The sequence below is a fragment of the Streptomyces sp. NPDC001796 genome, from assembly GCF_042892355.1.
GTDB lineage: Bacteria > Actinomycetota > Actinomycetes > Streptomycetales > Streptomycetaceae > Streptomyces.
The window spans coordinates 15,922-37,839 of record NZ_JBIAUC010000019.1; the positions used below are offsets into that span (position 1 = coordinate 15,922).

Genomic DNA, 21,918 nt, shown 5'->3' on the forward strand with positions numbered 1-21,918 from the left:
TCGTCTGAAGCGTCGTTCGGGCCCGGGGCGAGGAGAGCGCCGCACCGCCGGGCCATGCTCGTCATGCGGCCAGGTCGGCCAACTGGTCGCCGAGCAGGGCGCGCAGCCGCTGCAGGGCGCGCATGCTCCGGGCGCGCACGGCTCCCGGCGACAGCTGGAGCACCTGTGCGGTCTCCTCCACCGAACGGTCATCCCAGTAGCGGAGCACCAGCACGGCACGGTCCTTGGCCGTCATCCGGGCCAAGCCGTCCAGCAGTGCTATCCGCAGCTCCGCGTCCTGCGCGGGGCCGGCCGCGTCGGGCAGCCGGTCGCTGGGGCGCTCGGTGGAGCTGCGGCGGCGGCGCTGGGAGAGGAAGGTCCGCACGAGCACGGTGTCGGCGTAGGCCACCGGGGAGTCCACCCGGCTGATCCGCCGCCAGGAGCGGTACATCTTGGCGAGTGTCTCCTGAACCAGGTCCTCGGCGAGGTGCCAGTCGCCCGTGAGCAGGCAGGCGGTCCGGAACAGAGGGCCGCTGCGGGCGGCTGCGAACTCCAGGTAGTCCGCGGGTGCTTCCCTCACCGTGTGTCCTTTCGTGGTCGGACGTCACCTCTTACACGCGGTGGGGGTGGTGGCGCGTTACGGACCTGGACGATATTCGAGGGGGCAGTTGCGCGAGGGCCGTGCCAGGTCGCGTGGATCGGAGGGGGGCCTTGCCGAGACTCGGGGTGCACGGAGGGCGCACCTCCGCAGCCGGGACCGCGACGGAGGTGCGACGGAGGTGGGCGGCCCCGGCGCTCGGCCGTGACGGCCGACCTCACTGCTCAGGAGGACGCCTTCCGGCAGAGGAACTGGTGGGACCGGGTGCGAGCCACGGCCCTCGTCACTGGCCCACCCTTCCGTCGACGCACTCGCGCAGCAGATCGGCGTGCCCGCAGTGACGGGCGTACTCCTCGATCCTGTGCACCATCAGCTCCCGAACCGCGATCCCGTCCTTCCCCAGACGCTCGCCCAGATCCGGGTGCGCGGCCAGCGCGGCGTCGGTCGCGGCCTGCTCACGCTCCAGATCGGCGTACGCGGCGTCGACCACGGCCTGCTCGGCGACAGCTCCGTCGAAGTCCGCGTCACGTTCGCCGTACAGCTTCGGCAGCGGGTCACCGTCGGTGATCCAGTTGCGCCAGTCCCGTTCCACCTCGGCGAGGTGCCGGACCAGGCCGAGCAGCGACATCGTCGACGGCGGAACCGATCGACGGGCCAGTTGCTCCGCATCCAGACCCTCGCACTTCATGCGCAGGGTCATGCGGTAGTTGGTCAGGAAGTCCTGCAGCGTCGCGAGTTCGCCGTCCGGACTGGGGCCTTCGCTGTTGCGGGGGTCGTCGTCCGGATCGGCCCACATGTCGGGGTAGACGGTTGCCTGGGTCCATCGCGCGGGTTGGTCAGTCATGCGTCGCATGGTGGTCTGTGACGGCCCCGACCCGCTACTGAGTTCTCGCTTCGAGCCGCGCCCGGACACGCCCACGGCTCCGAGCCGACCCGCTCCCGGCTGGAATGACGGACATAATCGGGGGCGTACCCTCCCCGACTGCTCCTGGTTGAGACTGCGTGAAGCTAGCTGAACCGCATCGACGGCTGGTGGCCGACGTCCTCGCCGTCGGTACGCCGTACGCCTTGGCGCTCGCCGGTGGGGACGCGGTACGGGCGCATGGGTTGGTGGACCGGCCCAGCCGCGACGTGGACGTCGCCACGGAGAGCGCCGTCCCGATGGAGGAGATCGCATCCGCCGTCGGTGCCGGTCTGGAGGAGCGAGGCTGGGCCGTGCGCCCACTGGGGACGGACCCCCTCGCCGCGCGGCTCGTCGTCACCGATCCGTCCACCGGTGAGGAGTGCGAGCTGCAGGTGCTGAAGGAAGCGCTCTGGCATCCGCCGGTCGTCACCGAACTCGGCCTGACCGTCTCCCTCGAAGACGTCGTCGGCATAAAGGTGCGTGCACTGGCCGACCGCGGTTTCGCCCGCGACCTCATCGACGTCCACGCCGCCTCCGACCGCTTCAGCCACCCGGAACTCGAGGAACTGGCCCGCCGCCACGCCGGTGACACCTTCGACCTGACCGATCTGCAGGCCCGCCTGACCGGCGCGGAGTGGCTCGACGACGCGCAGTTCGCCGCGTACGGCCTCGACGAGCCCGCGATCGCCGAACTCCACCGCTGGGCCCAGCAGTGGGCGGACGACATCGCGGAGCGGCTGGTGGAAGGGGAGCCGCCTGCGGAGGAGTGACGCCGGGCGACCGCTCGTCGCAGTCGCACGTGGGCGCACTCGGCCCGGACAAAGGCCTCGACATCCTGCTGGAGGGCCACCGGCGGCTGAAGCACCGGGTCCCAGTCACCGGCTTGCTTGTGCCTCCGAGGTCTTCGACCGCGTGCTGACCGCACGACGAGCAGTCGCCTGAGACCCGGCGTCCCGCGCGCCCCCTCCACACCTCCGTACCACCGGTGACGTCACAGCGTTCGCAGGGCGGCGGTGACAGTTCGTGTTCATCATGGGCGCAGCGTGATTTGGCGAACGTACGTGGTGCAGGGGGAGAATGAGCGTCGATGGCAACCGTCGCAGGAAGAACGCCTCGGCCATGAAGATGATCGGCGGCCTCCTCGGTACGTTTCGGAAGGCCGCCGGTTACACCCAACGGTCCCTCGCCCATGAGGTACTCGTGGACGAGGAGACCATCGCGTCCATCGAGCAGGGTCGGCGCATGCTGAAGGAAGATCTGGCCCACACGTTGGACAACGTGCTGGAAACGAAGGGCGCCTTGGCAGTCGCGGTAACCCATATGCCAGAGGTGGATCTGTTTCCGCGGTGGGCGGAGGAGTACATCGATCTGGAGCGCGAGGCGCTTGCGCTGTCGTGGTACGACAACCAGGTCTTGCCCGGGCTATTGCAGACTCCGGCGTATGCCCGGTCGGTGTTCCTGAATGAGGTTCCCGCACTCACCGAGGGTGAGATCGAGCAGCGGGTCGCGGCACGCATCGCACGACAGAAGGTCCTCCAGCGCGCGGTGCCGCCCAGCATCAGCTTCATCATCTCCGAGTCGGTCCTGATGGATCGACTCGGCGGAGATGGGGTCTACCGCGAGCAGGTTCGGCAACTGCGCGAGTGGAGCGACCTGCCCGGGATCACGGTGCAGGTGATGCCTGTAGGGCGTGACTTCCACGCCGGGCTCGCCGGACCGTTCATCCTCATCGAGACACCCGACCACCAGCGCATCGCCTACGTCGAAGGACAGCGCCGTGGCTGGTTGATCGCCGATCCTGACGAGGTCTCCGTCCTGGAGCGCAAGTATGCAATGCTGCGGACACAGGCACTCAACCCACGTGAGACCAGGGGCCTGTTGGACCGGCGACTAGGAGAGCCGTGAACACCGAACTTCATTGGTTCAAGTCCAGCTACAGCAGTGAGCAGGGCGGCGCCTGCCTGGAAGTCGCCCCCACACCGGACGCCGTCCACGTCCGCGACTCCAAGCAGTCCCCCGGTCCCACCCTCACCGTCCCCCGAGACTCCTGGGCCGGCTTCCTGGCTCTCGCGCGGCAGAGCTGACGTCGGGTTCCGGCGTCGCAGAGGACCGTCGGCGGCGGGTCGTCGCCAGGGTCAGCGTCACCATCAGGGACGCCCCCGCCATCATCGCCATCGCGGGTCCCGGTGACGTCAGTTGAGCCACCGCCCCCGCCAGCGTCGCGCTCACCCCCTGCATCGTGAGCATGCCCGCCGAGTGCAGGCCGAGGGCGTGGCCGCTCAGGTCCGGTGGGGTCAGCGTCATCAGGTGCTCCTGCTGGATGAGGCTCGCCGCGAAGCCGACCGACGCCAGGGCCGCGCAGGCCGCCGCCACCGATACCGAGGGGTGCAGGGCGAACAGCAGATACGGGGTGGCGAGGAGAAGCAGGAACGGGATGCCGAGGCGGCGGCGCAGCGCGGGCGGGAGCAGACGGCCCGTCGTCACGTCACCGACGAACATGCCGAACGCCGCGCACGCGAACAGCGCGCCCGCGTGCTGCGGTGCGTAGGAGACGTAGAGCGATTCGCAGCCCACCACCAGGCCGTTGGGGATCCACAGCAGGAGGTAGGTCGTCCGGCGCTCCGGTGACGACCACAGCAGCGCGTTGGTGCGCCACGTCTGCGCCACGGAGGGGCGGCCCGAGCTGCGCGGCGCCCGGCGGGTCAGACCGCAGCGGGCCGTCGCGGCCGCCGCCAGGTACAGCGCGGACGCCGTCAGCAGCGTCGTACGCGGGGACAGCACCGCCAGCAGGACGCCGCCCGCCGCGTAACCGGTGATCTGCATCAGGCCGTTCGCCACGTTGAACGCCGAACGGCCCAGTAGGTAGCCGTCCTTGGCGAGGATCTCGTTGAGCAGGCCCCAGAGGACTCCGCCGCCGAGCGACTGGATCAGGCCGAGGAGGAGAACCAGCGCGAAGACCGCCCCCATCGGAAGGCCGGGCGTCGCCATCACCGCCGTGCCGACCGCGAAGGCGCTCGCGATGCCCGCCGTCGTAGCGCGCGGGGGCAGCCGGTCGGCCGCCGACAGCAGGGTCGTCGCGCCCACGACCTGGGCGAGTTGCGGGCCGAACATGCTGACCGCGGACAGCAGGGGAGAGCCGGTGGCCCGGTAGACCAGCGTGCCGAGCGCCAGGCCGCCGAGTGTCGAGGCGGCCGTCTGGGAGGCGGAGGACAGGAAGAGGGGGGTGAACTCCCGCGTGCGGAACAGGTCGGCGTAACTGCGCATGCGTGGAGTGTGGGCGGGGAGTCCCGGGTGGTCGTTATTGTTTCGCGTACGTGCGAAACGTCCGCCGCTCCGGAGTGTGAAGGCGCCCATGGGCCTCTGGTACGTCAGCGCCGACACGCTCGCCGGCAGCCGGTTCCTGCTCTCGCCGCTCGCCGAGGTGTTCGCCGCTCTGAAGGTGCTGCACGCCGGTACCGCCTCCCACCCAGGGGAACGCTCCTGGCTGGACACCCACCTGCCGGCGTACCGGACGCGGCTGGCCGCCGACCCCGTCACCGGGCTGCTCGTCAGCAGCGGGCTCGGCCCGGAGTGGATCGCCGACTTCCTCACGCCCACGCCCAGGGACGGGGAGACCTTCGAGGAGGGCGTGGAGCGGGTGCGCTCCGCCTCCCCCGCCGACGCCCGGGCCCACCTGACCGTGTCCCTGCGCGGACCGCTCCCCGCCGCCCTCGACCGCGACGACCTGCCCGAACGCGCGGCCGACCTGCTCACCTACGTGTGGACGCAGACCGTACGGCCGTACTGGGACCGGCGGCGGCGCGTCCTGGAGGCCGATGTCGTCGCCCGGACCGCGCAGCTGAGCCGGGGCGGCTGGGCGGCCGCGCTGGACACCCTGCGGCCGGGCCGGACCCGCTGGCTCGGCGGGAACCGGCTCCAGGTCAACCTCCACGAGTACCCGCCGCGCGAGATCTCCGGCGCCCAGCTCGTCTTCGTCCCCGTCACCCCGCAGCGGGCCGGCTGGGTGTCCTGGGAGGAACCCGACCGGTACGCCCTCGTCTATCCCTGCGCGGGCGTGCTGGCGGACGGGACGCGCACGGTGGTGCCGGAGAGTCTCGGCGCGCTGCTCGGTCCCGCCCGGGCCCGGGTGCTCGTGCTGCTGGACTCCCCGATGAGCACCAGCCAGCTGGTCGCCGTCACCGGGCAGGGGCTCGGCTCGGTCGGGCGCCACCTCAAGGTGCTGCTGGACGGGCGGCTGGTGGAGCGGCGGCGTGCGGGACGGTCGGTGCTGTATTCGCGTACGGCCGCCGGTGAGGTGCTCGTCACAGCGCAGCGGGGGTGACGGGCGCGTCACCTGGTAGCGGGGCGGCGGAGTTAGCATCCGCCCATGACGACTACTGACAACAGTGCGGGTGCCTCTGTCCTCGATGTCGAGATCGGCGCGCTGCAGGGCGGCTCGGCGGACCTGTCCCAGTACGCGGGCAAGGCCGTCCTCGTGGTGAACGTGGCCTCCAAGTGCGGGCTGACGCCGCAGTACGCGGGTCTGGAGCGGCTCCAGGAGCGGTACGCACCGCTGGGCTTCACCGTGCTCGGTGTGCCCTGCAACCAGTTCCTCGGGCAGGAGCCCGGCAGCGCCGAGGAGATCGCGGAGTTCTGCTCGGCGACGTACGGCGTGACCTTCCCGATGACGGAGAAGATCGAGGTGAACGGGGAGGGACGGCACCCGCTGTACGAGCGCCTGGTCGGCTACGCGGATGCCCAGGGGCACAGCGGCGACATCCGCTGGAACTTCGAGAAGTTCCTGATCGGGAAGGACGGCAAGGTCGTCGCCCGCTTCTCGCCGCAGACGGAGCCGGAGGCGGCCGAGGTCGTGGCGGCCATCGAGGGGCAGCTCGCGTAGGCCGGGGTCCGGGCTCCGGTCGGCCCTGCCCCTGGGGCGGGGCCGAGCGTCCTGAGTCACCGTGCGAACGGCGCCCGGTGACTCAGGCATGCGCATCGGTCGGCGGGCCCGCCCTCAGTCGCCGGACGGCTGGGCGTTGTCCTTCAGCTCCTCCGGGCACGCGGTCCCCCGCGGCAGCTGATACGGCGCGGCCAGGCGGTAGGTGCCCGGGCGGGGGGCCAGGAGTTCTGTCCACTTGTCGCCCCAGATGTCCTCGGGGGCTTCCATCAGGCAGCCGTTGACGTTTTCGTAGGTCTTCGGGGCGCCCTGGGCACGGTGCTTGGAGGCATCCGTCTCCTGGGGCGGCTTCACGCCCTTGCCCTGGGTGTCGACCAGGCCCAGCCACGGCGAGTAGGGGACCCGGATGAGGACGCGGCCCGCCTGATTCACCTGGATCGTCAGCTCGCCCTGCTCCGCGCGGTCGACGACCGCCGGGGGATCCGCCAGCGGGGTCGGGTCCGTGACCGCGAACAGCTGCCAGTTGGCGTCGCCCCAGATCTGCTTCAGGTACGGCATGCCGCGCTGCACGAGCTCACGTTCGCGTTCGCCGCCGTCGCCGTCCGGCTCGCCCTTCGGCAGCACCACGTAGTGCACGGCCCAGCGCTGCAGCCAGGCGTGGTAGTTCGCGGAGTTCAGCGTGTCGTCGTAGAAGAGCGGGTTGCGTTCCATGTCGGCCTGGCGGTTCCAGCCGCGGGCCAGGTTGACGTACGGCGCAAGCGCGGAGGCCTCGCGGTGCGAGCGCGCCGGCACCACCTCCACGCGGCCCTTCTCCGCACCGACCACCTGGAGCTGGTGGACCAGCGGCGCCAGCTCGTGCGCCCAGGACGCCGCCGGAGTGGTGTGGATGATGTCGTCCACCGTCTTGACACCGATCCAGACGACGAAGCCGGTGAGCGCCACCACGAGGGCGTACCACTTCCGGCTGCGCGGCACCGTGAACGGCAGCGCCGCGACCAGCGCCACCCCCGCGAACAGCATCGCCAGGCGGGTGATGTTCGAGCCGATCTGGGAGCTGATCAGCCAGACGAGGAGAACGGAGAGCCCGTACACCGCCGCCGTGATCCGTACCGTCTTCCACTCCTCCGGGACCAGGTAGAACGCCAGGGCCGCGAAGGCGAACGGCAGGATCGTCGACGCCCAGGTCATCGGCTGCGTGCCGGAGAACGGGAACAGCCACGCGGACAGGGCCACGACGGCCGTGGGGGCCAGGCCAAGCGCCCAGGCGCCGGGGCGGCGCTTCTGCAGGAACAGCGCCACCGCGACCAGGCCCACGAACAGGCCCGCCACCGGGGACGACATCGTGGCCAGCGCGGCCAGCGACGCCGCGGACAACGCCTTCGCCCAGCGTTTGTGACGCCAGCGGTACGGCCAGCAGAACACGGCCGCGGTCGCGCCCAGCGCGAACACCATGCCGAGGCCGAATGTGACGCGGCCCGAGATGGCGTTGCAGAGGAGTCCGAACACCCCGGCGAGGGCCGGCCACCACGGCTCGCGGACGGCACGGCTGCGGACGAGGATCAGCGTCAGCAGGCCGGCCGAGACCGTACCGGCGATCATCATCGTCGTACGGACGCCGAGGACCGACATCAGATACGGCGACACGACGCTGTACGACACCGGGTGCATGCCCCCGTACCAGGCGAGGTTGTACGCCGAGTCGGGGTGCCGGCCGACGAACTCCGCCCACGCGTCCTGCGCCGCGAGGTCCCCGCCACTGTTCGCGAAGGTGAAGAACCAGATGAGGTGCAGCACTCCGGCGAGGGCCGTGACGGCGAGGCCGGGATGACGACGGGCCAGGTCGGCCGCGCGTGAGGAGCGCAGCCTGGCGGCCGCGGCGCTCAGGCGCGTGGGCTTCGGGGCGTCCTCGGCGGAGGGCTCGGAGCCGGTGGCCGGGGCCGCGGGAACCGCCGGTGCCGCCGGGACGGGGGCCGGGGCCTGGGGAGCCGGCCCGTCCGGGGAGTCAGGGGTGGGCGCGCGCAGCGGTATTCGCGGTCCGGGGGGTGACCCGTCCGGGTGACGTCGCCGGTCGGCGTCGTCGGCGTGTGTCGGCTCCGCTGTGGCCACCTGAAGGCACTCCCCGTGTCCTGTCTTCCGCTCTCGGCCGCGTCCCGTTCGCTCCCGCTTCACGGCCGCGTCTCCGCGACCGGCGACCTGTCCCGATTCGTGACGCTAGCACGCACCCCGCCGAGGGGCCCCGGGGTGGGGCTCCGCGACGGGGTGCTGGGTGCCGCTTGGTGCCGGGTGCGCCCGGTTCAGCCGAGGCGGGACAGTTTGTCCGTGAAGCCCGGCTCGGCCAGGTCCTTCTGGAGAGCCACCGGGACCGTCACCGCGTGACTGGAGCCATCGCCGACCGTGAGGCTGCCGACGACCTTCCCGGCCTTCGCCTCGTGCGGAACCGCCGTGCCGCCGTCACCGATCGACAGCTTCGTCCTCAGGCCCGGCCAGCCGACCGCCGTCAGGTTCTCGGTGGCGACCACCGGCGTCTTCCCGCCGAGCTGGTCGTCCACATACCCGACGACCTCGCCCTTCTTCACCACGGTGGCCGTGGTCAGGCTCTGCTGGACGGTGTTGATCAGCTTCTGGCTGTTGGTCAGCGCGAGTTGCAGGCTGTCCCAGACACGGCCCGTGTGGGCGTCCTGGTTGAGGACGGCGCCGTAGATCGTCCGTGTCCTGCCGTCGACCACCTTCGTCGCCGCCCACACGAGGTTGCCGCCCGCCGGGGTCGACGAACCCGTCTTCAGGCCGATCACGCCGACCTGCCTCACCAGCAGGTCGTTGTTGTTGTATATCGGCTTGTCCAGGCCGGGGATGTCGGCCTTGGCCATCGCGACGATGCTGCGGAACACCTCGTTCTGCATGACCGCCTTCGCCAGCTTCAGCTGGTCGACGGCCGTGCTCACGGTCGTCTTGTCCAGGCCGCTCGGGTCCGTGTACGTCGTGTGGGTCATGCCCAGCTTCTTCGCAGCGGCGTTCATCTTGCCGACGAAGGTCTGGCTGTCGGAGTCCCAGCGGGCCAGCAGCCGTGCGACGTTGTTCCCCGACGGGATCATCAGCATCTGCAGCATCTGCCGCTCGGTGAACTTCTGGCCCTTCTTCATGGCCGCCGTCGACTCGTCCTCCTTCTTCGAGTCGTCCTCGGCCTGCTGGTCGGCGGTGATGGTCGGGCCGCCCTGGTTGCCCGTGAGCGGGTGCGTCTGGAGCGTGACGTACGCCGTCATGATCTTGGCAACGCTCGCTATCGGCTTCGGGCTCTGCTGACCCTCGGCGCCGATCACGCCCACCCCCTCGACCTCTATGGCCGACTGGCCCTGACCCGGCCAGGGCAGGTCGAGCTTCCCGCCCTTGAAGGTGTACGTTTCGTCGGCCGTCAGTGCGAGGGTCGGCGTCGGCAGCGGGCGGACCGCCTGCACGATCGCAAAGATGATCACCAGCAGAACGACCAGCGGCGACCAGATCTTGATGCGCCGCAGGACGGTGCGGACCGGGGTCTCCGGGGGCGGCGGGGTGTTCGTCAGCTCCGCGAGCAGATCCAGCGGCGGCTTGGGCGGGATCGGCTGCTGGGCGGTGCGCTCGGGGCCGACCTGGGGCATGGCGGTGGTCGCGTCGGCGGGGCCCGCGGCGGGCTTCGACTCCGTGGACGCCGACTCCGTGGACGCCGACTGCGCGGACGCCGACTGCGCGGGCTTCGCCTGGGCGGGCTTGACCTGCGAACGCTCGGCCGGCGTGGGTCGGGGCTCGTCCAGCGACTTCAACGGGACGAACTTGCTGGTGCGTTCGGCGTCAGATTCGGACTTGTCCGACTTGGCCGACTTGTCTGCCCAGGCAGGACCGGACTTGGCGGAGGGCTTCGCGTCGGCCACCTTGAGCATGGTGGTGGGCTGGTCGACGGCAGGCGGCCGTGCCGCCTTGAAGACGGCGGTGGGCTGGTCTACGGCGGGTTCGGGGTCCTTCTTGCCGTCGGAGTCGGAGTCGGAGTCGCCCTCTCCCTCGGGCTCCCCCTCTCCTTCCCCTTTACCCTTTTCTTCCGCGCTTTCGCCGTCTTGCCGCTTTTCCTGCTTTGGCTGCTTTTCTTCGGACTTGGGGGAGTCTTCGGGCTCGTTCTTGGCTTCGGAGGCCGCAGGCTCGACGTCGTCGCCGGTGTCACCGTCGCCGTCGGAGCCACCGTCGCCGTCGCCGTCGGAGCCACCGTCGCCGTCGGAGTCGTCGCCCTCTTCGGCGGTGTCCTCGGCCTCCGGCTCCACTTCGGAAGCGTCGGCGTCGGAAGACCCGCGCTCCGGCTCCTCCGGCTCCTTCGGCTCCTTCGGCTCCTTCGGCGACTCCCCCTCGGGTTCCGCCTCGGCGTTGCCCTCGGACTCCGCCTCAGGCTTCTCCTCGGCCTTGCCCCCGGACTCCGCCTCAGACTTCTCCTCGCCCTCGCCCTCGCCCTCGGCCCCGTTCTCCTCAGCGCTCCGCACCCAGGAAGTCAGCGCCGCACGTTCCCGCGCCTCGCTGTCGGCACCGTCGGCACCGTCGGCACCCGAGTCCACCGTGTCCGCGGGACCCGTGCCCTCCTCGGCCTTCTCGGCCTTCTCGGCCTCCTCAACAGCCGTACCGGCGGAGCCGCCACGCAGCGACTTGGTCGAGAGCACCGTCGTAGCCTGGTCGACCCGCACCTTCTCGCCGGTCAGCGCGAGCCTCGGGTCACGTCCGGCCTTGGCCGGCCCCGGAACCGGAGCCCCGCTCCCCGACGTCGTCTCCGCCGACGACCCCTGCTGCTTCGACCTGTCGGGGGACTCGCCCGCCACCGATGCCTCCTCCGTGCGCCGCGCACCCGCGTACGCGCCTTGCCCAACCGTGAACCGCCGCCCGGACACTGCTGCCCGAACCATGTACCAGTGTCCTGTGTGAGGGATTGACCCCTGCGCTAGACGAGAACGACATACCTACTGGTTCCACTACATTCCGGTCACGCACCCTCGACAGACCAATGTGAGAGGGGTCACCCTGTCTCTCATCCACGCGGGGAGGCATGGATGGGCAGGAGCCGCAGAACACTTCCGGAGGAGCTTCTGCTGCTGGCACTGGACCCGGCCACGGGTACCACTGCACAGCCGCAGTCGCTCGACCTCGGTCTGGCCGGAGCACAGCTAGTGGAGCTGGCGCTGGCCGGACGGATAGCCCCAGACGGGGATCGTATCGCCGTGGTGGTGCCACGGCCGACTGGAGATCCAACTTTGGACAGCGCATTGGAGTTGCTGCGCAGGCGCGGCGCTCCCGTGCGGGCCGTCCACTGGATCGGCGGGCCGCGTCTCGGGCTGCGCCAGATCTATCTCTCGCATCTGGAGCGGTGCGGCATGGTCCACGCCGTGCCGGGCCAGATGTGCGGGGTGCTGCCGACGACTCGCTACCAGGCGACGGACACGGCCATCAGCCGGGAGATCAGGTCCCGGCTGGATTCCGCGATCCGTACCGGCGTTCCGCCGGACCCGCGGACCGCGGCGCTCGCCGCACTGGCCCACGCGGTCGGTCTCGGCAAGCACCTGTATCCGGGCAACGAGGGCCGCTCGTCCCGTTCCCGGCTGCGGGATCTGATCAGGCACGACCCCATGGGCGGCCTCGTGGCGCACGCCGTGATGGACGTCCAGAACGGCGTGGGCGCACAGCCGCGACGCAACTCTGCCGCCGGCGCCAGGCCCGCGGCGGAACCAGCGCGCGGTGTTCCGATGCAGCCACGCCACGGATCCATGGCGCGCGTCGTGGCCCACTGAGCCGAGGCCCCACGGCTCAGCAGCACCGGCACGCCCCTGCCGAACCAGCAAAATCGGTACGGCAGGACAGCGGGACCGCCCGATGAGGCACCCGCGAGCAGTCCCGAGACCCGTTCGGGAGCCGCCCGGCCGCGCGGGGCGGTAGGACCGTACGTCCTTCGCGACGACACGGCCTCACCGCCCCGCGCGGCCGCATGCGTGCCACTCGTGCGGCGAGGGGATCGGCTGGATCGGCGCGTACGGGACTCCGTGCGAGGGGCGCCGGACTGTTCGATATCCGTGGCGCCGTGGGCCCGACTTGGGGCCAAGGACCACCCAAGAGACCCGTGGTCGCCGCATATCCGCCGTTTCCCAGCGGTAGGAAGCACCTTGGTGGCAATCTGCTCAGCAGCAGATACGCAAAGTAGAGGCACGCAGCCGGAGGTGCACGTCCGTGGCGTCGAATGTCAATCCCACCGTCCGGCGACGCCGGCTGGGCCAGGAGCTGCGCAGGCTCCGGGAACTGAAGGGCATGACCGCGGAAGAGGTGGCCGAGCGACTGCTGGTGTCACAGTCGAAGATCAGCCGCCTCGAGAACGGCCGCCGCAGCATCAGCCCGCGTGACGTCCGGGACCTGTGCGGAGTCTACGAGGTCGAGGACCAGCGTGTCGTCGAATCGCTGATGGAGATGGCCCGTGACTCCCGCCAGCAGGGCTGGTGGCACGCGTTCGGGGACATCCCCTACAGCGTCTACATCGGTCTGGAGACGGACGCCGAGTCGCTGCGCGTCTACGAGCCGCAGATCATCACCGGCCTGCTGCAGACCCGTTCGTACGCCGAGGCGCTCATCCAGGGCGCGCTGCCCGAGACCTCGCCGGCCGACATCGAGAAGCGCGTCCAGGTGCGGATGCGCCGCCAGGAACGTATCTCCGCGGAGAACAACCCGCTGCGCCTGTGGGTGGTGCTCGACGAGGCGGCGCTGAGCCGGCGCGTGGGCAACAACCTGGTGATGCGGGAGCAGTTGGAGCACCTCGTGGAGATGTCCCGGCTGCCGCACGTCACCGTGCAGGTGCTGCCGTTCGAGGTGGGGGCGCATCCCGGCCTCAACGGCCAGTACGCGATCCTGGAGTTCGCCGACGCGGCCGACTCCAGTGTGGTGTACCTCGAGGGCGTCACCAGCGACCTTTACCTGGAGAAGGCGCAGGACGTGCAGAAGTACGCCGTGATGTACGAGCACCTGCGGGCACAGGCCCTCAATGTGGAGCAGTCCCGCAAGTTCATCGAGGACGCGGCCAAGAGCTACGCCTCCTGAGCCGATGGGCCAGCGAGCGGCGGATCTTACACCCGTGGATAATCCGGGCGTAAGACCCCACTGGAATATGCCACCCGGTCGAGTGAACGACCCCTCCGGACGAGGATGTTGCCGAGTAGCGTCGATCACGCCACCAGTCAACAAGTTGGCGCGATTCGCATCGCGGAATCCGTGAGGGGTCCGCGGCGCGGTCACAGCAACTCAGCAACTCGCTACCGGAGTGAACATGGCTGTTCTTCAGGGGGCCACGGCAACGTGGACCAAGTCGTCGTACTCGGCCGGAAACGGCGCCTGCGTCGAGGTCAAGTCGCCCCTTCCGTCGGCGCTGTTCGTGCGGGACTCGAAGGTCACCGAAGGGCCCGTCCTGGCCTTCCCCGCCGACGCCTGGAACACGTTCGTGGCGTCGATCAAGTAGTGCCGAGCGGCCCCACCACGCCCACGACAGAGCCCTCTCGACTGGCCCGCCGTCCCGGCCGAGGGGGCTGCTTCTTTCGGCGGCCCGGTTCGCCTCCGTTCAGGATTCAGCGGAGTCGATCCACGTACCGGTCCGTCCCCGGCACCGTCGGAATGAACGGGGCCACCAACTCCACCCTGCCCAGCCCGCTTTCCATGACTGCCCCGTCCAGTCCCGTGAAGTGTTCCTCCCAGCACTCGCGGGGATCCTCCTCCAGGAACCACAGCAGGGTCAGGCGCGTGTCCACGCCCTCCACCTGCTTGACATAGGTCATTCGGTCGCCCGGCAGCGGCGTCGGGCGGAAGACGGTCACCATGGCCGCCGGGGAGCCCGCCAGGCGCCGCGGCAGATGCCGGACGCGCAGCCACTCCAGCAGGCCGGCACGCCGCTCGGGACCGTCCGCGTCGACCACCTGCAGGACCAGGCCCGCGTACGGGTGGTCCAGCGCGTGAACGTCGCGCGGCCCGGCCGCTCCGTCCCGGTACACCGTCGTCTCATGGTCCTGGAACGCCGTGAAGACGTGGGTACGGTCCTGGTAGACGCGTGCGTCACGGTTGAGGCGCTTGTTGATGGCGACCGTCCAGCGCATGTGGTCCTCATAGCGGCCGTCCGTGACCCAGTACGTCGACAGATAGCAGCCCGCCGTCACCGGCTGCGCGACCGCCGACTTCTCGGGGTAGCGCAGGAGTTGAAGATCGCGGGTGGCGACCCAGCGGCGGCCGGCGAACATCCACGGCATGGCCATCGCCCCGGCGTAGTAGTGGTCGTCCTCGTACCAGCGGTTGTACGCGTACTCGTGCCCCGGGTGCGGTTCCACCATGGTGATCAGCGCATGGCCCGGGCGGACGCCGTAGGGCCCCACGGCGGCCAGCTCGGCGTACACCTCGCTGCGCGTGTCCCCGCCGCCCCGCAGGCGAACGACCATGAAAAAGGGGGAGGTGCCCGATGTCGCTGCTCCAGGGCAGGACCGTCGTCGTGTCGGGAGTCGGTGCCGGGCTCGGTCACCAGGTCTCCGCTGCCGTCGTGCGCGACGGGGGGAACGCCGTGCTCGGGGCGCGCACGGAGGCGCACCTCGCCAAGACCGCCGCCGCGCTCGACCCTGACGGGGCGCACACGGCGTACCGGGCGGCCGACATCACCGACGAGGCACAGTGCGAGGCACTCGCGGCGCTGGCGGTGGAGCGGTTCGGCAGGATCGACGCGGTGGTCCACGTCGCCGCCTGGGACAGCTACTTCGGCGGCCTCGAGGACGCGGATTTCGCCACCTGGCAGTCGGTCATCGACGTGAACCTGCTCGGGTCGCTGCGGATGACGCGGGCCTGCCTGCCGAGCCTCAGGACGTGCGGCGGCTCGGTCGTCTTCATCGGCACACAGTCGTCGGTGGCCGCGCCCTCCCAGGTGCGGCAGGCGGCGTACGCGGCGTCGAAGGGTGCACTGACCAGCGCGATGTACTCGCTGGCGCGGGAGCTCGGCCCGTACCGGATCCGGGTCAACACGGTCCTGCCCGGCTGGATGTGGGGTCCGCCCGTCGAGGCGTACGTGCGCTTCACCGCCCACACCGAGGGCGTGCCGGAGGCGGAGGTGAGAAAACGCCTCACCGACCGCATGGCGCTGCCCGACCTGGCCACGGACGGCGACGTGGCGGACGCCGCGGTGTTCCTGGCCTCCGACCGGGCGCGCGCGATCACTGGCCAGTCCCTGCTGGTGAACGCGGGTGAGCTGATGCGATGACCCACGGCCTTGAGCAGCATCCTGAACGGGCATGTACGCACCAGGCCGGAAATAGCCCTCAACAACCATATACATGAACGGCTCTCAGCCAACAGAACGATTTTACCTCGCCTTGACCAGTACGCCGGTTGTCGTGCTCATGCGCCGGAACCCACCATGAGCGGGCAGTTCGGCAGGGAGGGAGGGGCACATGAACGGGTTCGACTGGGCCGTCCTGGTCGCGTACTTCGGCGTGATGACCGCGATCGGCGTCTGGTCCCACAAACGCGTGGACGACGTCAGCGACTTCTTCACCGCGGGCGGCAGGATGCCGTGGTGGCTGTCCGGCATCTCGCACCACATGTCCGGCTACAGCGCGGTGATGTTCACGGGATACGCCGGCATCGCCTACACCTACGGCATCACCTCCTACGTCACCTGGGCCCTGCCCATCGCCATCGGCGTGCTGATCGGCGCCAGGCTGTTCGCGCCGCGCCTGAACCGGCTGCGCTCACGGCTGCGCGTGGCCTCGCCGCTGGAGTATCTGAAGGACCGCTACAACGTGCCCACGCAGCAGGCGCTGGCCTGGTCCGGCATCCTGCTGAAGATCGTGGACGTGGGCGCGAAGTGGGCGGCCATCGCGACGCTGCTGAGCGTCTTCACCGGGGTCACGATCACCCAGGGCATCGTCATCACCGGCGGCATCACGGCGGTGTACTGCACGATCGGCGGTCTGTGGGCGGACGCGCTGACCGAACTGGGCCAGTTCGTCATCCAGTTGCTGGCGGGTCTGGCCATGCTCGTCATCGCGCTGCACAAGATCTCCGAGCAGGGCGGTCTGTCCAAGGCGCTGGACTCGCCGAAGCTGGACGGTCACGGGCACGGGTTCGCGGGCCCCTACATGACGGTCTTCTTCATCTCCTACCTGTTCATCAAGCTGTTCGAGTACAACGGCGGCATGTGGAACCAGGCCCAGCGCTACATGGCGACGGGCAGCGCGAAGCAGGCGACGAGGTCCGCCCTGCTGTCGGCGGGCCTGTGGTTCGTCTGGCCGGTCATCCTCTTCATCCCGATGTGGCTCTCCCCGCTCCTGGTCACCGCGAAGAAGCCGGACGGCTCGGACGCGTACGGCCTGATGACCGAACAGCTGCTGCCGCACGGGCTGCTGGGCCTGGTCGTCGTGGGCTTCTTCTCGCACACGATGGCCATGTGCTCCTCCGACGCGAACGCGATCGCGGCCGTGTTCACGCGGGACGTGGTGCCGGTGCTGTCGAAGGCGGCGCGCTCGTGGAACACGCGGACGGGCCTCATCGCGGGCCGTGTCACGACCGTCGCGTTCCTCGGTCTGTCGATGGCGGTGGCGACGCAGGTCAACTCGCCCACCTTCAAGGACATCATCACGGTCGTCATCAAGTGGGTGGCCGGCCTGATGGGCCCGATCGCGATCCCGTTCATCCTCGGCCTGCTGCGCCCGTTCCGCAGGTCGGGCCCGACGGCAGCGCTCGTCAGCTGGGGCGCGGGGCTGCTGGCCTTCTTCTTCGTCAACTACAACCTGGACTTCTCCCAGCGCACGAACGTGAAGCTGGAGTACCAGGTGGCGCTGCCGATGGTGATCTCGCTGGTCCTGTACATCCTGCTCGGCCTGGTCAAGCCGGAGGACACACCCGAGCGGGACGCGATCATCGAGAAGATCAACACCGACGACGGGGCGACGGCGACGGTGACGGCTCCGGGTACTGCCAGCCCGTCCGGGGTCTGAGCGCGAGGACGCCGCGGCCGACGGGGGTGCGGAGGCGGAGCCCCCGGGCGGTGGCCGGCGCAACAGTCGCCCTACGCCCGGGGGTACCGCTCCAGCCACCCCGGCGCGGACCCCGTGGGGCTGTGCAGCGCGGCGCCCTGCGTCATCTCCATCGCGAAGTCGTCCGCCAGTACCAGCATCGTGGGACGGCCCTCCAACTCGGCCAGCCAGGCCGGCGGGAGGGCCGTCTCGCCGTGCAGCGCCCCCAGCAGGCCACCGGTCAGAGCCCCCGCCGCTCCTGAGGGACCCCCCTGGTTCACGGCGAGGCACAGCGCGTGCGGGACGTCCTCCCCCACCACCGTGCAGTAGACGGCGACCGCCAGCGCCCCGGCCGCCGTACCGTCCCCGGCCAGCTCCTCGATCCGGTCGGGCGTCGGCATGCCCTGCCGTACCGCCCCCAGCGCGTGCTGCAAGGCGTCCGCGACCTGCTGCTGCCCCGGCCGCGGGGCGAGCAGCGCCAGGGCCCGCTGCACGCCCGCATCGGGGCTCTCCCCGCGTGCCAGCGCGTGCAGGATCACGGCATACGCACCCGCCGCGAGGTAGGCCGTGGGATGCCCGTGCGTCTGCGCCGCGCACTCGATCGCCAGTTGCAGCACCAGTTGCGGTTCCCACCCGACGAGCAGCCCGAACGGCGCGGAGCGCACCGCCGCTTCGGGCCCCTGGTCGCCCGGATTCTTCGGCGCGTCCAGCGTGCCCATCGTGTCGTCGCCGAGGCCGAGCAGACAGGCCCGGGCCGGCGAGCGCCGGGCGTACAGCCACTCCTCGCGGGCCAGCCAGCCGTCCTCCTTGCGCCGCTCGTCGGGCCCCCAGTCCCGCTGGGTGGCCGCCCAGCGCAGATACGCCCGGTGCAGATCGGTCGGCGGATGCCAGGCACCCGTGTCTCGGCGGACCTGGGCGCGGATGAGCCCGTCGACGGAGAACAGGGTGAGCTGAGTGTGGTGGGTGATCGCGCCACGCCGGCCGTGCCCGAACGCCAGGTCCGTCAGCCCCTGCGGCCCGTGGGCCTGCCGGATCTCCTCCAGGGTGAGCCCGTCGACCGGCGCCCCCAGGGCGTCGGCGACGGCCACACCGAGCAGCGTGCCGCGCACCCGGCTGCGGAAGTCCTGCTGCTCGGTGCGCCCCCAGACGGCACCGGCTGTCGCACCCACCCCAGACCTCCTCACGGCATCACACGCACCTCAGACGCGCAGCACTGTAATCGAGCGGGAGCGCCCGGCTCAGGGCTGCGCAACGTCATGCACACCACACTTCCGTGACCGCCCGAAAATCCTCTGTGAGCGGCCGAAAGCCGTCTCCATAGTTGGATCATGGCCGAAACAACGAGAAGCCCCCGCACCCGGTCCGCGCTCCCCCTCGCCGCGACCCTCCTCACCGGCACGGTCGCCCTCTACATCGCGCTCGTCGCGTTCGGGAACATCACCGACTTCGGCACCAACCAGCAGTTCGTCCGGCACGTCCTCGCAATGGACACCACCTTCAAGGACGACGACCTGATGTGGCGTGCCATCACCTCGCACGCCTGGGAGGACACCGCGTACGTGGCGATCATCGCCTGGGAGACGGCCGCCGCCCTGGTCCTGATCGCCGCGACCTGCCTGTGGGCCCGCCACCACCCCCGCGCCCGGTGGTTCTCGGACGTCGGCCTGCTGATGCTCCTGCTGCTCTTCGGCGCCGGGTTCGTCGCGATAGGCGGCGAGTGGTTCGCGATGTGGCAGTCCAAGACCTGGAACGGCCTGGACGCGGCCATCCGGGTCATCGTCCTGACCGGGGTGGTGCTGCTGGTGACGCACCTGCCGGGGGCGACTCGGGACGCGGACTGAGCGGTCGTCGGCGAGGCCCCCGGCACGTGACGTGCCGGGGCGCTCAGTTCTCCAGCACCGGCAGCAACTCCGGCAGATGCCCGTCGGATGCCTCCGCCGCCCGCTGCCGCTCCTCCGGGACCTCGCCGTAGACCGTCGTGCGCGGCCTGGCCGGGCGACCCGCGGCCTCCGCGACCGCCACCAGATCCCTGATCGACTTGTACGAGCCGTAGGAGGAGCCCGCCATGCGGGAGATCGTCTCCTCCATCAGGGTGCCGCCCAGGTCGTTCGCGCCGGAGCGGAGCATCTCCGCCGCACCCTCCGTGCCCAACTTGACCCAGCTCGTCTGGATGTTGGGGATGTGCGGGTGCAGCAGCAGACGTGCCATCGCCGTGACCGCGCGGTTGTCCCGCATCGTCGGGCCGGGGCGGGAGATGCCCGCCAGGTACACCGGGGCGTTGGTGTGGATGAAGGGCAGGGTGACGAACTCCGTGAAGCCGCCCGTCCGCTGCTGGATGCCGGCGAGGGTGCGCAGATGGCCCAGCCAGTGGCGGGGCTGGTCGACGTGGCCGTACATCATCGTCGACGAGGAGCGGATGCCCAGTTCGTGCGCCGTCGTGACCACCTCGATCCAGGTCGCCGTCGGCAGCTTGCCCTTCGTCAGGATCCAGCGGACCTCGTCGTCCAGGATCTCCGCCGCCGTGCCGGGGATCGTGTCGAGGCCCGCTTCCTTCGCCGCCGTCAGCCACTCGCGGATCGACATGCCGGTGCGGGTCGCCCCGTTGACCACCTCCATCGGGGAGAAGGCGTGCACATGCATGCCGGGGACACGGGACTTCACCGCCTTCGCGATGTCGAAGTACGCCGTCCCGGGCAGGTCCGGGTGGATGCCGCCCTGCATGCAGACCTCGACCGCGCCCACGTCCCAGGCCTGCTGGGCGCGGTCCGCGACCTGCTCCAGGGAGAGCGTGTAGGCGTCGGCGTCCGTGCGGCGCTGCGCGAACGCGCAGAAACGGCAGCCGGTGTAGCAGACGTTCGTGAAGTTGATGTTCCGGGTGACGATGTACGTCACGTCGTCGCCGACCGCCGACTTGCGCACGTCGTCCGCGATGCGGGTGAGCGCGTCCAGCGCCGGGCCGTCCGCGTGCAGCAGCGCCAGGGCCTCGTCGTCGGTGAGCCGCGTCGGGTCGTCGGCGGCCGTGCGCAGCGCCGTCCGTACGTCGGCGTCGATGCGCTGCGGTGCCATACCGGGCGCCGCCGCCTCCCGCAGCGCCTCCCAGTCGCCGTACACCTCGTCGAAGTCGTCCCGCCGGTCGCCCGTACGGCCGTCGCTGTCGATCGTGCGGTGCAGGTCGGTGCGTCCGGCCGCGACGAACACCTCCTCGGGCTCCTGCCAGGGGTGCCCCTCGACCACGGCGTCCTCACGCGCCAGGCCCGTCTCCGGGTCCGCCAGTGCCGCCACGTGCGGGCGCAGCCGCGGGTCCAGCCAGGGCTCCCCGCGCCGCACGAACTCCGGGTACACGCACAGGCGTTCGCGTAGTACGAAACCCGCCGCCGCGGAACGCTCCCGCAGCCGCTCGATCTGCGGCCAGGGCCGCTCGGGGTTCACATGGTCGATGGTCAGCGGCGACACCCCGCCCCAGTCGTCGATGCCGGCGCCGATGAGCCGCTCGTACTCCCCGTCGACCAGGTTCGGCGGTGCCTGCAGACAGGCGGAGGGGCCCATGATGTGCCGGGCCACGGCCACCGCGGCGACCAGCTCGTCCAGTTCCGCGTCCGGCATACCGCGCATCGCCGTGTCCGGCTTGGCGCGGAAGTTCTGGATGATCAGCTCCTGGATGCCGTGGTAGGCGCGGGACACCTTCCGCAGCGCGAACAGCGACTCGGCGCGCTCCTCGTAGGTCTCGCCGATGCCGATGAGGAGACCGGAGGTGAAGGGGACGGAGGAGCGGCCGGCGTCCTCCAGCACCCGCAGGCGGACCGCCGGTTCCTTGTCGGGGGAGCCGTAGTGGGGGCCGCCCGGCTCCGACCACAGCCGGGTCGCCGTCGTCTCCAGCATCATGCCCATCGACGGGGCGACCGGCTTGAGCCGCTGGAAGTCGGTCCAGGACATCACACCGGGGTTGAGGTGCGGCAGCAGGCCCGTCTCCTCCAGGATCCGGATGGAGATGGCCCGTACGTAGGCGATCGTGTCGTCGTAGCCGTGCGCGTCCAGCCACTCGCGCGCCTCGGGCCAGCGGTCCTCCGGCTTGTCGCCGAGGGTGATCAGGGCTTCCTTGCAGCCCAGGGCGGCGCCCTTGCGGGCGATGTCGAGGACCTCGTCCGGGGACATGAACATCCCGTGCCCGGCGCGGCGCAGCTTGCCCGGCACGGTGACGAAGGTGCAGTAGTGGCACTTGTCGCGGCACAGGCGGGTCAGGGGGATGAAGACGCTCTTCGAGTAGGTGATGACGCCGGGCCGGCCGGCGGCCTCGAGGCCCGCGTCGCGCACCCGGGCGGCGGACGCCGCCAGGTCCTCGAGGTCCGCGCCACGGGCCTGGAGCAGCACCGCGGCTTCGGTGACGTCGAGCGCGACACCGTCTCGGGCGCGTTTGAGGGCGCGACGCATGGAGTTCTCGGTGGGGCCGGTTCCGGAGGTCGCGGAAGTCGTCATCCCTCGAGCATACGTATGCGTTGATCAGGTCATACAGAGCGTACGTGCACCGGTGGGGCGGTTCCCC

At 70.5% G+C, this 21,918-nt stretch carries 19 protein-coding genes; 11 read left to right on the forward strand and 8 right to left on the reverse strand.

Annotated features, from left to right (window positions below; all coding sequences use genetic code 11):
* Positions 1 to 61: 61 nt before the first annotated feature.
* Entirely contained in the window at positions 62 to 559 is a 498-nt protein-coding gene (locus tag ACFYZE_RS28985; RefSeq protein WP_389000208.1) for a SigE family RNA polymerase sigma factor, read from the reverse strand.
* Between the two features lie 301 nt (positions 560 to 860).
* Complete coding sequence (locus ACFYZE_RS28990) at positions 861 to 1,430, reverse strand: DUF664 domain-containing protein (protein WP_389000211.1); 570 nt, start codon at positions 1,428 to 1,430, stop codon at positions 861 to 863.
* Positions 1,431 to 1,579: 149 nt separating this feature from the next.
* Here ACFYZE_RS28990 and ACFYZE_RS28995 point away from each other — a divergent pair, with 149 nt between their 5' ends.
* The 3 genes from ACFYZE_RS28995 to ACFYZE_RS29005 all read left to right on the forward strand — a co-directional run bounded on the left by ACFYZE_RS28995 (position 1,580) and on the right by ACFYZE_RS29005 (position 3,565).
* The gene (locus ACFYZE_RS28995; RefSeq protein WP_389000214.1) at positions 1,580 to 2,251 is read left to right on the forward strand and encodes a nucleotidyl transferase AbiEii/AbiGii toxin family protein; all 672 of its coding nucleotides are present in this window, start codon (positions 1,580 to 1,582) and stop codon (positions 2,249 to 2,251) included.
* A gap of 307 nt (positions 2,252 to 2,558) precedes the next feature.
* Complete coding sequence (locus ACFYZE_RS29000) at positions 2,559 to 3,386, forward strand: Scr1 family TA system antitoxin-like transcriptional regulator (RefSeq protein WP_389000217.1); 828 nt, start codon at positions 2,559 to 2,561, stop codon at positions 3,384 to 3,386.
* Positions 3,383 to 3,565: a DUF397 domain-containing protein gene (locus ACFYZE_RS29005; protein ID WP_389000220.1), complete on the forward strand. Its 183-nt coding sequence runs from the start codon at positions 3,383 to 3,385 to the stop codon at positions 3,563 to 3,565. Before ACFYZE_RS29000 ends, ACFYZE_RS29005 begins: the two co-directional genes overlap by 4 nt.
* Here ACFYZE_RS29005 and ACFYZE_RS29010 read toward each other — a convergent pair.
* Entirely contained in the window at positions 3,510 to 4,745 is a 1,236-nt protein-coding gene (locus tag ACFYZE_RS29010; protein ID WP_389000223.1) for an MFS transporter, read from the reverse strand. The genes ACFYZE_RS29005 and ACFYZE_RS29010 overlap by 56 nt on opposite strands.
* An 88-nt stretch (positions 4,746 to 4,833) precedes the next feature.
* On the opposite strand from ACFYZE_RS29010, the gene ACFYZE_RS29015 reads away from it, so the two are divergent.
* Both ACFYZE_RS29015 and ACFYZE_RS29020 read left to right on the forward strand, forming a co-directional pair.
* The gene (locus ACFYZE_RS29015; RefSeq protein WP_389000225.1) at positions 4,834 to 5,802 is read left to right on the forward strand and encodes an ArsR/SmtB family transcription factor; all 969 of its coding nucleotides are present in this window, start codon (positions 4,834 to 4,836) and stop codon (positions 5,800 to 5,802) included.
* A 45-nt stretch (positions 5,803 to 5,847) separates the two neighbouring features.
* The gene (locus tag ACFYZE_RS29020) at positions 5,848 to 6,360 is read left to right on the forward strand and encodes a glutathione peroxidase (RefSeq protein ID WP_389000228.1); all 513 of its coding nucleotides are present in this window, start codon (positions 5,848 to 5,850) and stop codon (positions 6,358 to 6,360) included.
* Positions 6,361 to 6,474: 114 nt separating this feature from the next.
* Here the strand turns inward: ACFYZE_RS29020 and ACFYZE_RS29025 are convergent, their stop codons facing one another.
* Both ACFYZE_RS29025 and ACFYZE_RS29030 read right to left on the reverse strand, forming a co-directional pair.
* Positions 6,475 to 8,463, reverse strand: coding sequence for an MFS transporter (locus tag ACFYZE_RS29025; RefSeq protein ID WP_389000230.1), 1,989 nt, complete (start codon positions 8,461 to 8,463; stop codon positions 6,475 to 6,477).
* Positions 8,464 to 8,651: 188 nt separating this feature from the next.
* The gene (locus ACFYZE_RS29030; protein WP_389000233.1) at positions 8,652 to 11,183 is read right to left on the reverse strand and encodes a D-alanyl-D-alanine carboxypeptidase family protein; all 2,532 of its coding nucleotides are present in this window, start codon (positions 11,181 to 11,183) and stop codon (positions 8,652 to 8,654) included.
* 228 nt (positions 11,184 to 11,411) lie between these two features.
* Between ACFYZE_RS29030 and ACFYZE_RS29035 the strand changes: the two genes are divergently transcribed.
* From ACFYZE_RS29035 to ACFYZE_RS29045, 3 genes are all read left to right on the forward strand, one after another.
* The gene (locus ACFYZE_RS29035; RefSeq protein ID WP_389000235.1) at positions 11,412 to 12,146 is read left to right on the forward strand and encodes a GPP34 family phosphoprotein; all 735 of its coding nucleotides are present in this window, start codon (positions 11,412 to 11,414) and stop codon (positions 12,144 to 12,146) included.
* 433 nt (positions 12,147 to 12,579) lie between these two features.
* Positions 12,580 to 13,437 carry a helix-turn-helix domain-containing protein gene (locus ACFYZE_RS29040; RefSeq protein ID WP_389000238.1) on the forward strand — a complete coding sequence of 286 codons (858 nt, stop codon included), beginning with the start codon at positions 12,580 to 12,582 and terminating at the stop codon, positions 13,435 to 13,437.
* 226 nt (positions 13,438 to 13,663) lie between these two features.
* A complete protein-coding gene (locus tag ACFYZE_RS29045; protein ID WP_200420833.1) occupies positions 13,664 to 13,852 on the forward strand; it encodes a DUF397 domain-containing protein in 189 nt (62 codons plus the stop codon).
* 106 nt (positions 13,853 to 13,958) lie between these two features.
* On the opposite strand, the gene ACFYZE_RS29050 is transcribed toward ACFYZE_RS29045, so the two are convergent.
* A complete protein-coding gene (locus ACFYZE_RS29050; protein WP_389000241.1) occupies positions 13,959 to 14,816 on the reverse strand; it encodes a hypothetical protein in 858 nt (285 codons plus the stop codon).
* Between the two features lie 20 nt (positions 14,817 to 14,836).
* Here ACFYZE_RS29050 and ACFYZE_RS29055 point away from each other — a divergent pair, with 20 nt between their 5' ends.
* Together ACFYZE_RS29055 and ACFYZE_RS29060 are read left to right on the forward strand one after the other, a co-directional pair.
* Positions 14,837 to 15,622, forward strand: coding sequence for an SDR family oxidoreductase (locus ACFYZE_RS29055; protein WP_389000245.1), 786 nt, complete (start codon positions 14,837 to 14,839; stop codon positions 15,620 to 15,622).
* A gap of 190 nt (positions 15,623 to 15,812) precedes the next feature.
* Positions 15,813 to 17,360 (forward strand): sodium:solute symporter family protein, encoded by a 1,548-nt coding sequence (locus tag ACFYZE_RS29060; RefSeq protein WP_389000248.1) that lies wholly within the window; start codon positions 15,813 to 15,815, stop codon positions 17,358 to 17,360.
* Positions 17,361 to 17,431: 71 nt separating this feature from the next.
* Here ACFYZE_RS29060 and ACFYZE_RS29065 read toward each other — a convergent pair whose 3' ends face one another.
* Positions 17,432 to 18,547, reverse strand: a complete 1,116-nt coding sequence (locus tag ACFYZE_RS29065) for an ADP-ribosylglycohydrolase family protein (RefSeq protein WP_389000251.1) — start codon at positions 18,545 to 18,547, stop codon at positions 17,432 to 17,434.
* 159 nt (positions 18,548 to 18,706) lie between these two features.
* Between ACFYZE_RS29065 and ACFYZE_RS29070 the strand changes: the two genes are divergently transcribed.
* On the forward strand, positions 18,707 to 19,219 hold the full coding sequence (locus ACFYZE_RS29070; protein WP_389000254.1) for a DUF2165 domain-containing protein: 513 nt from the start codon (positions 18,707 to 18,709) through the stop codon (positions 19,217 to 19,219).
* Positions 19,220 to 19,262: 43 nt separating this feature from the next.
* Here ACFYZE_RS29070 and ACFYZE_RS29075 read toward each other — a convergent pair whose 3' ends face one another.
* Positions 19,263 to 21,851 carry a bifunctional FO biosynthesis protein CofGH gene (locus ACFYZE_RS29075; protein ID WP_389000257.1) on the reverse strand — a complete coding sequence of 863 codons (2,589 nt, stop codon included), beginning with the start codon at positions 21,849 to 21,851 and terminating at the stop codon, positions 19,263 to 19,265.
* Positions 21,852 to 21,918: the final 67 nt, after the last annotated feature.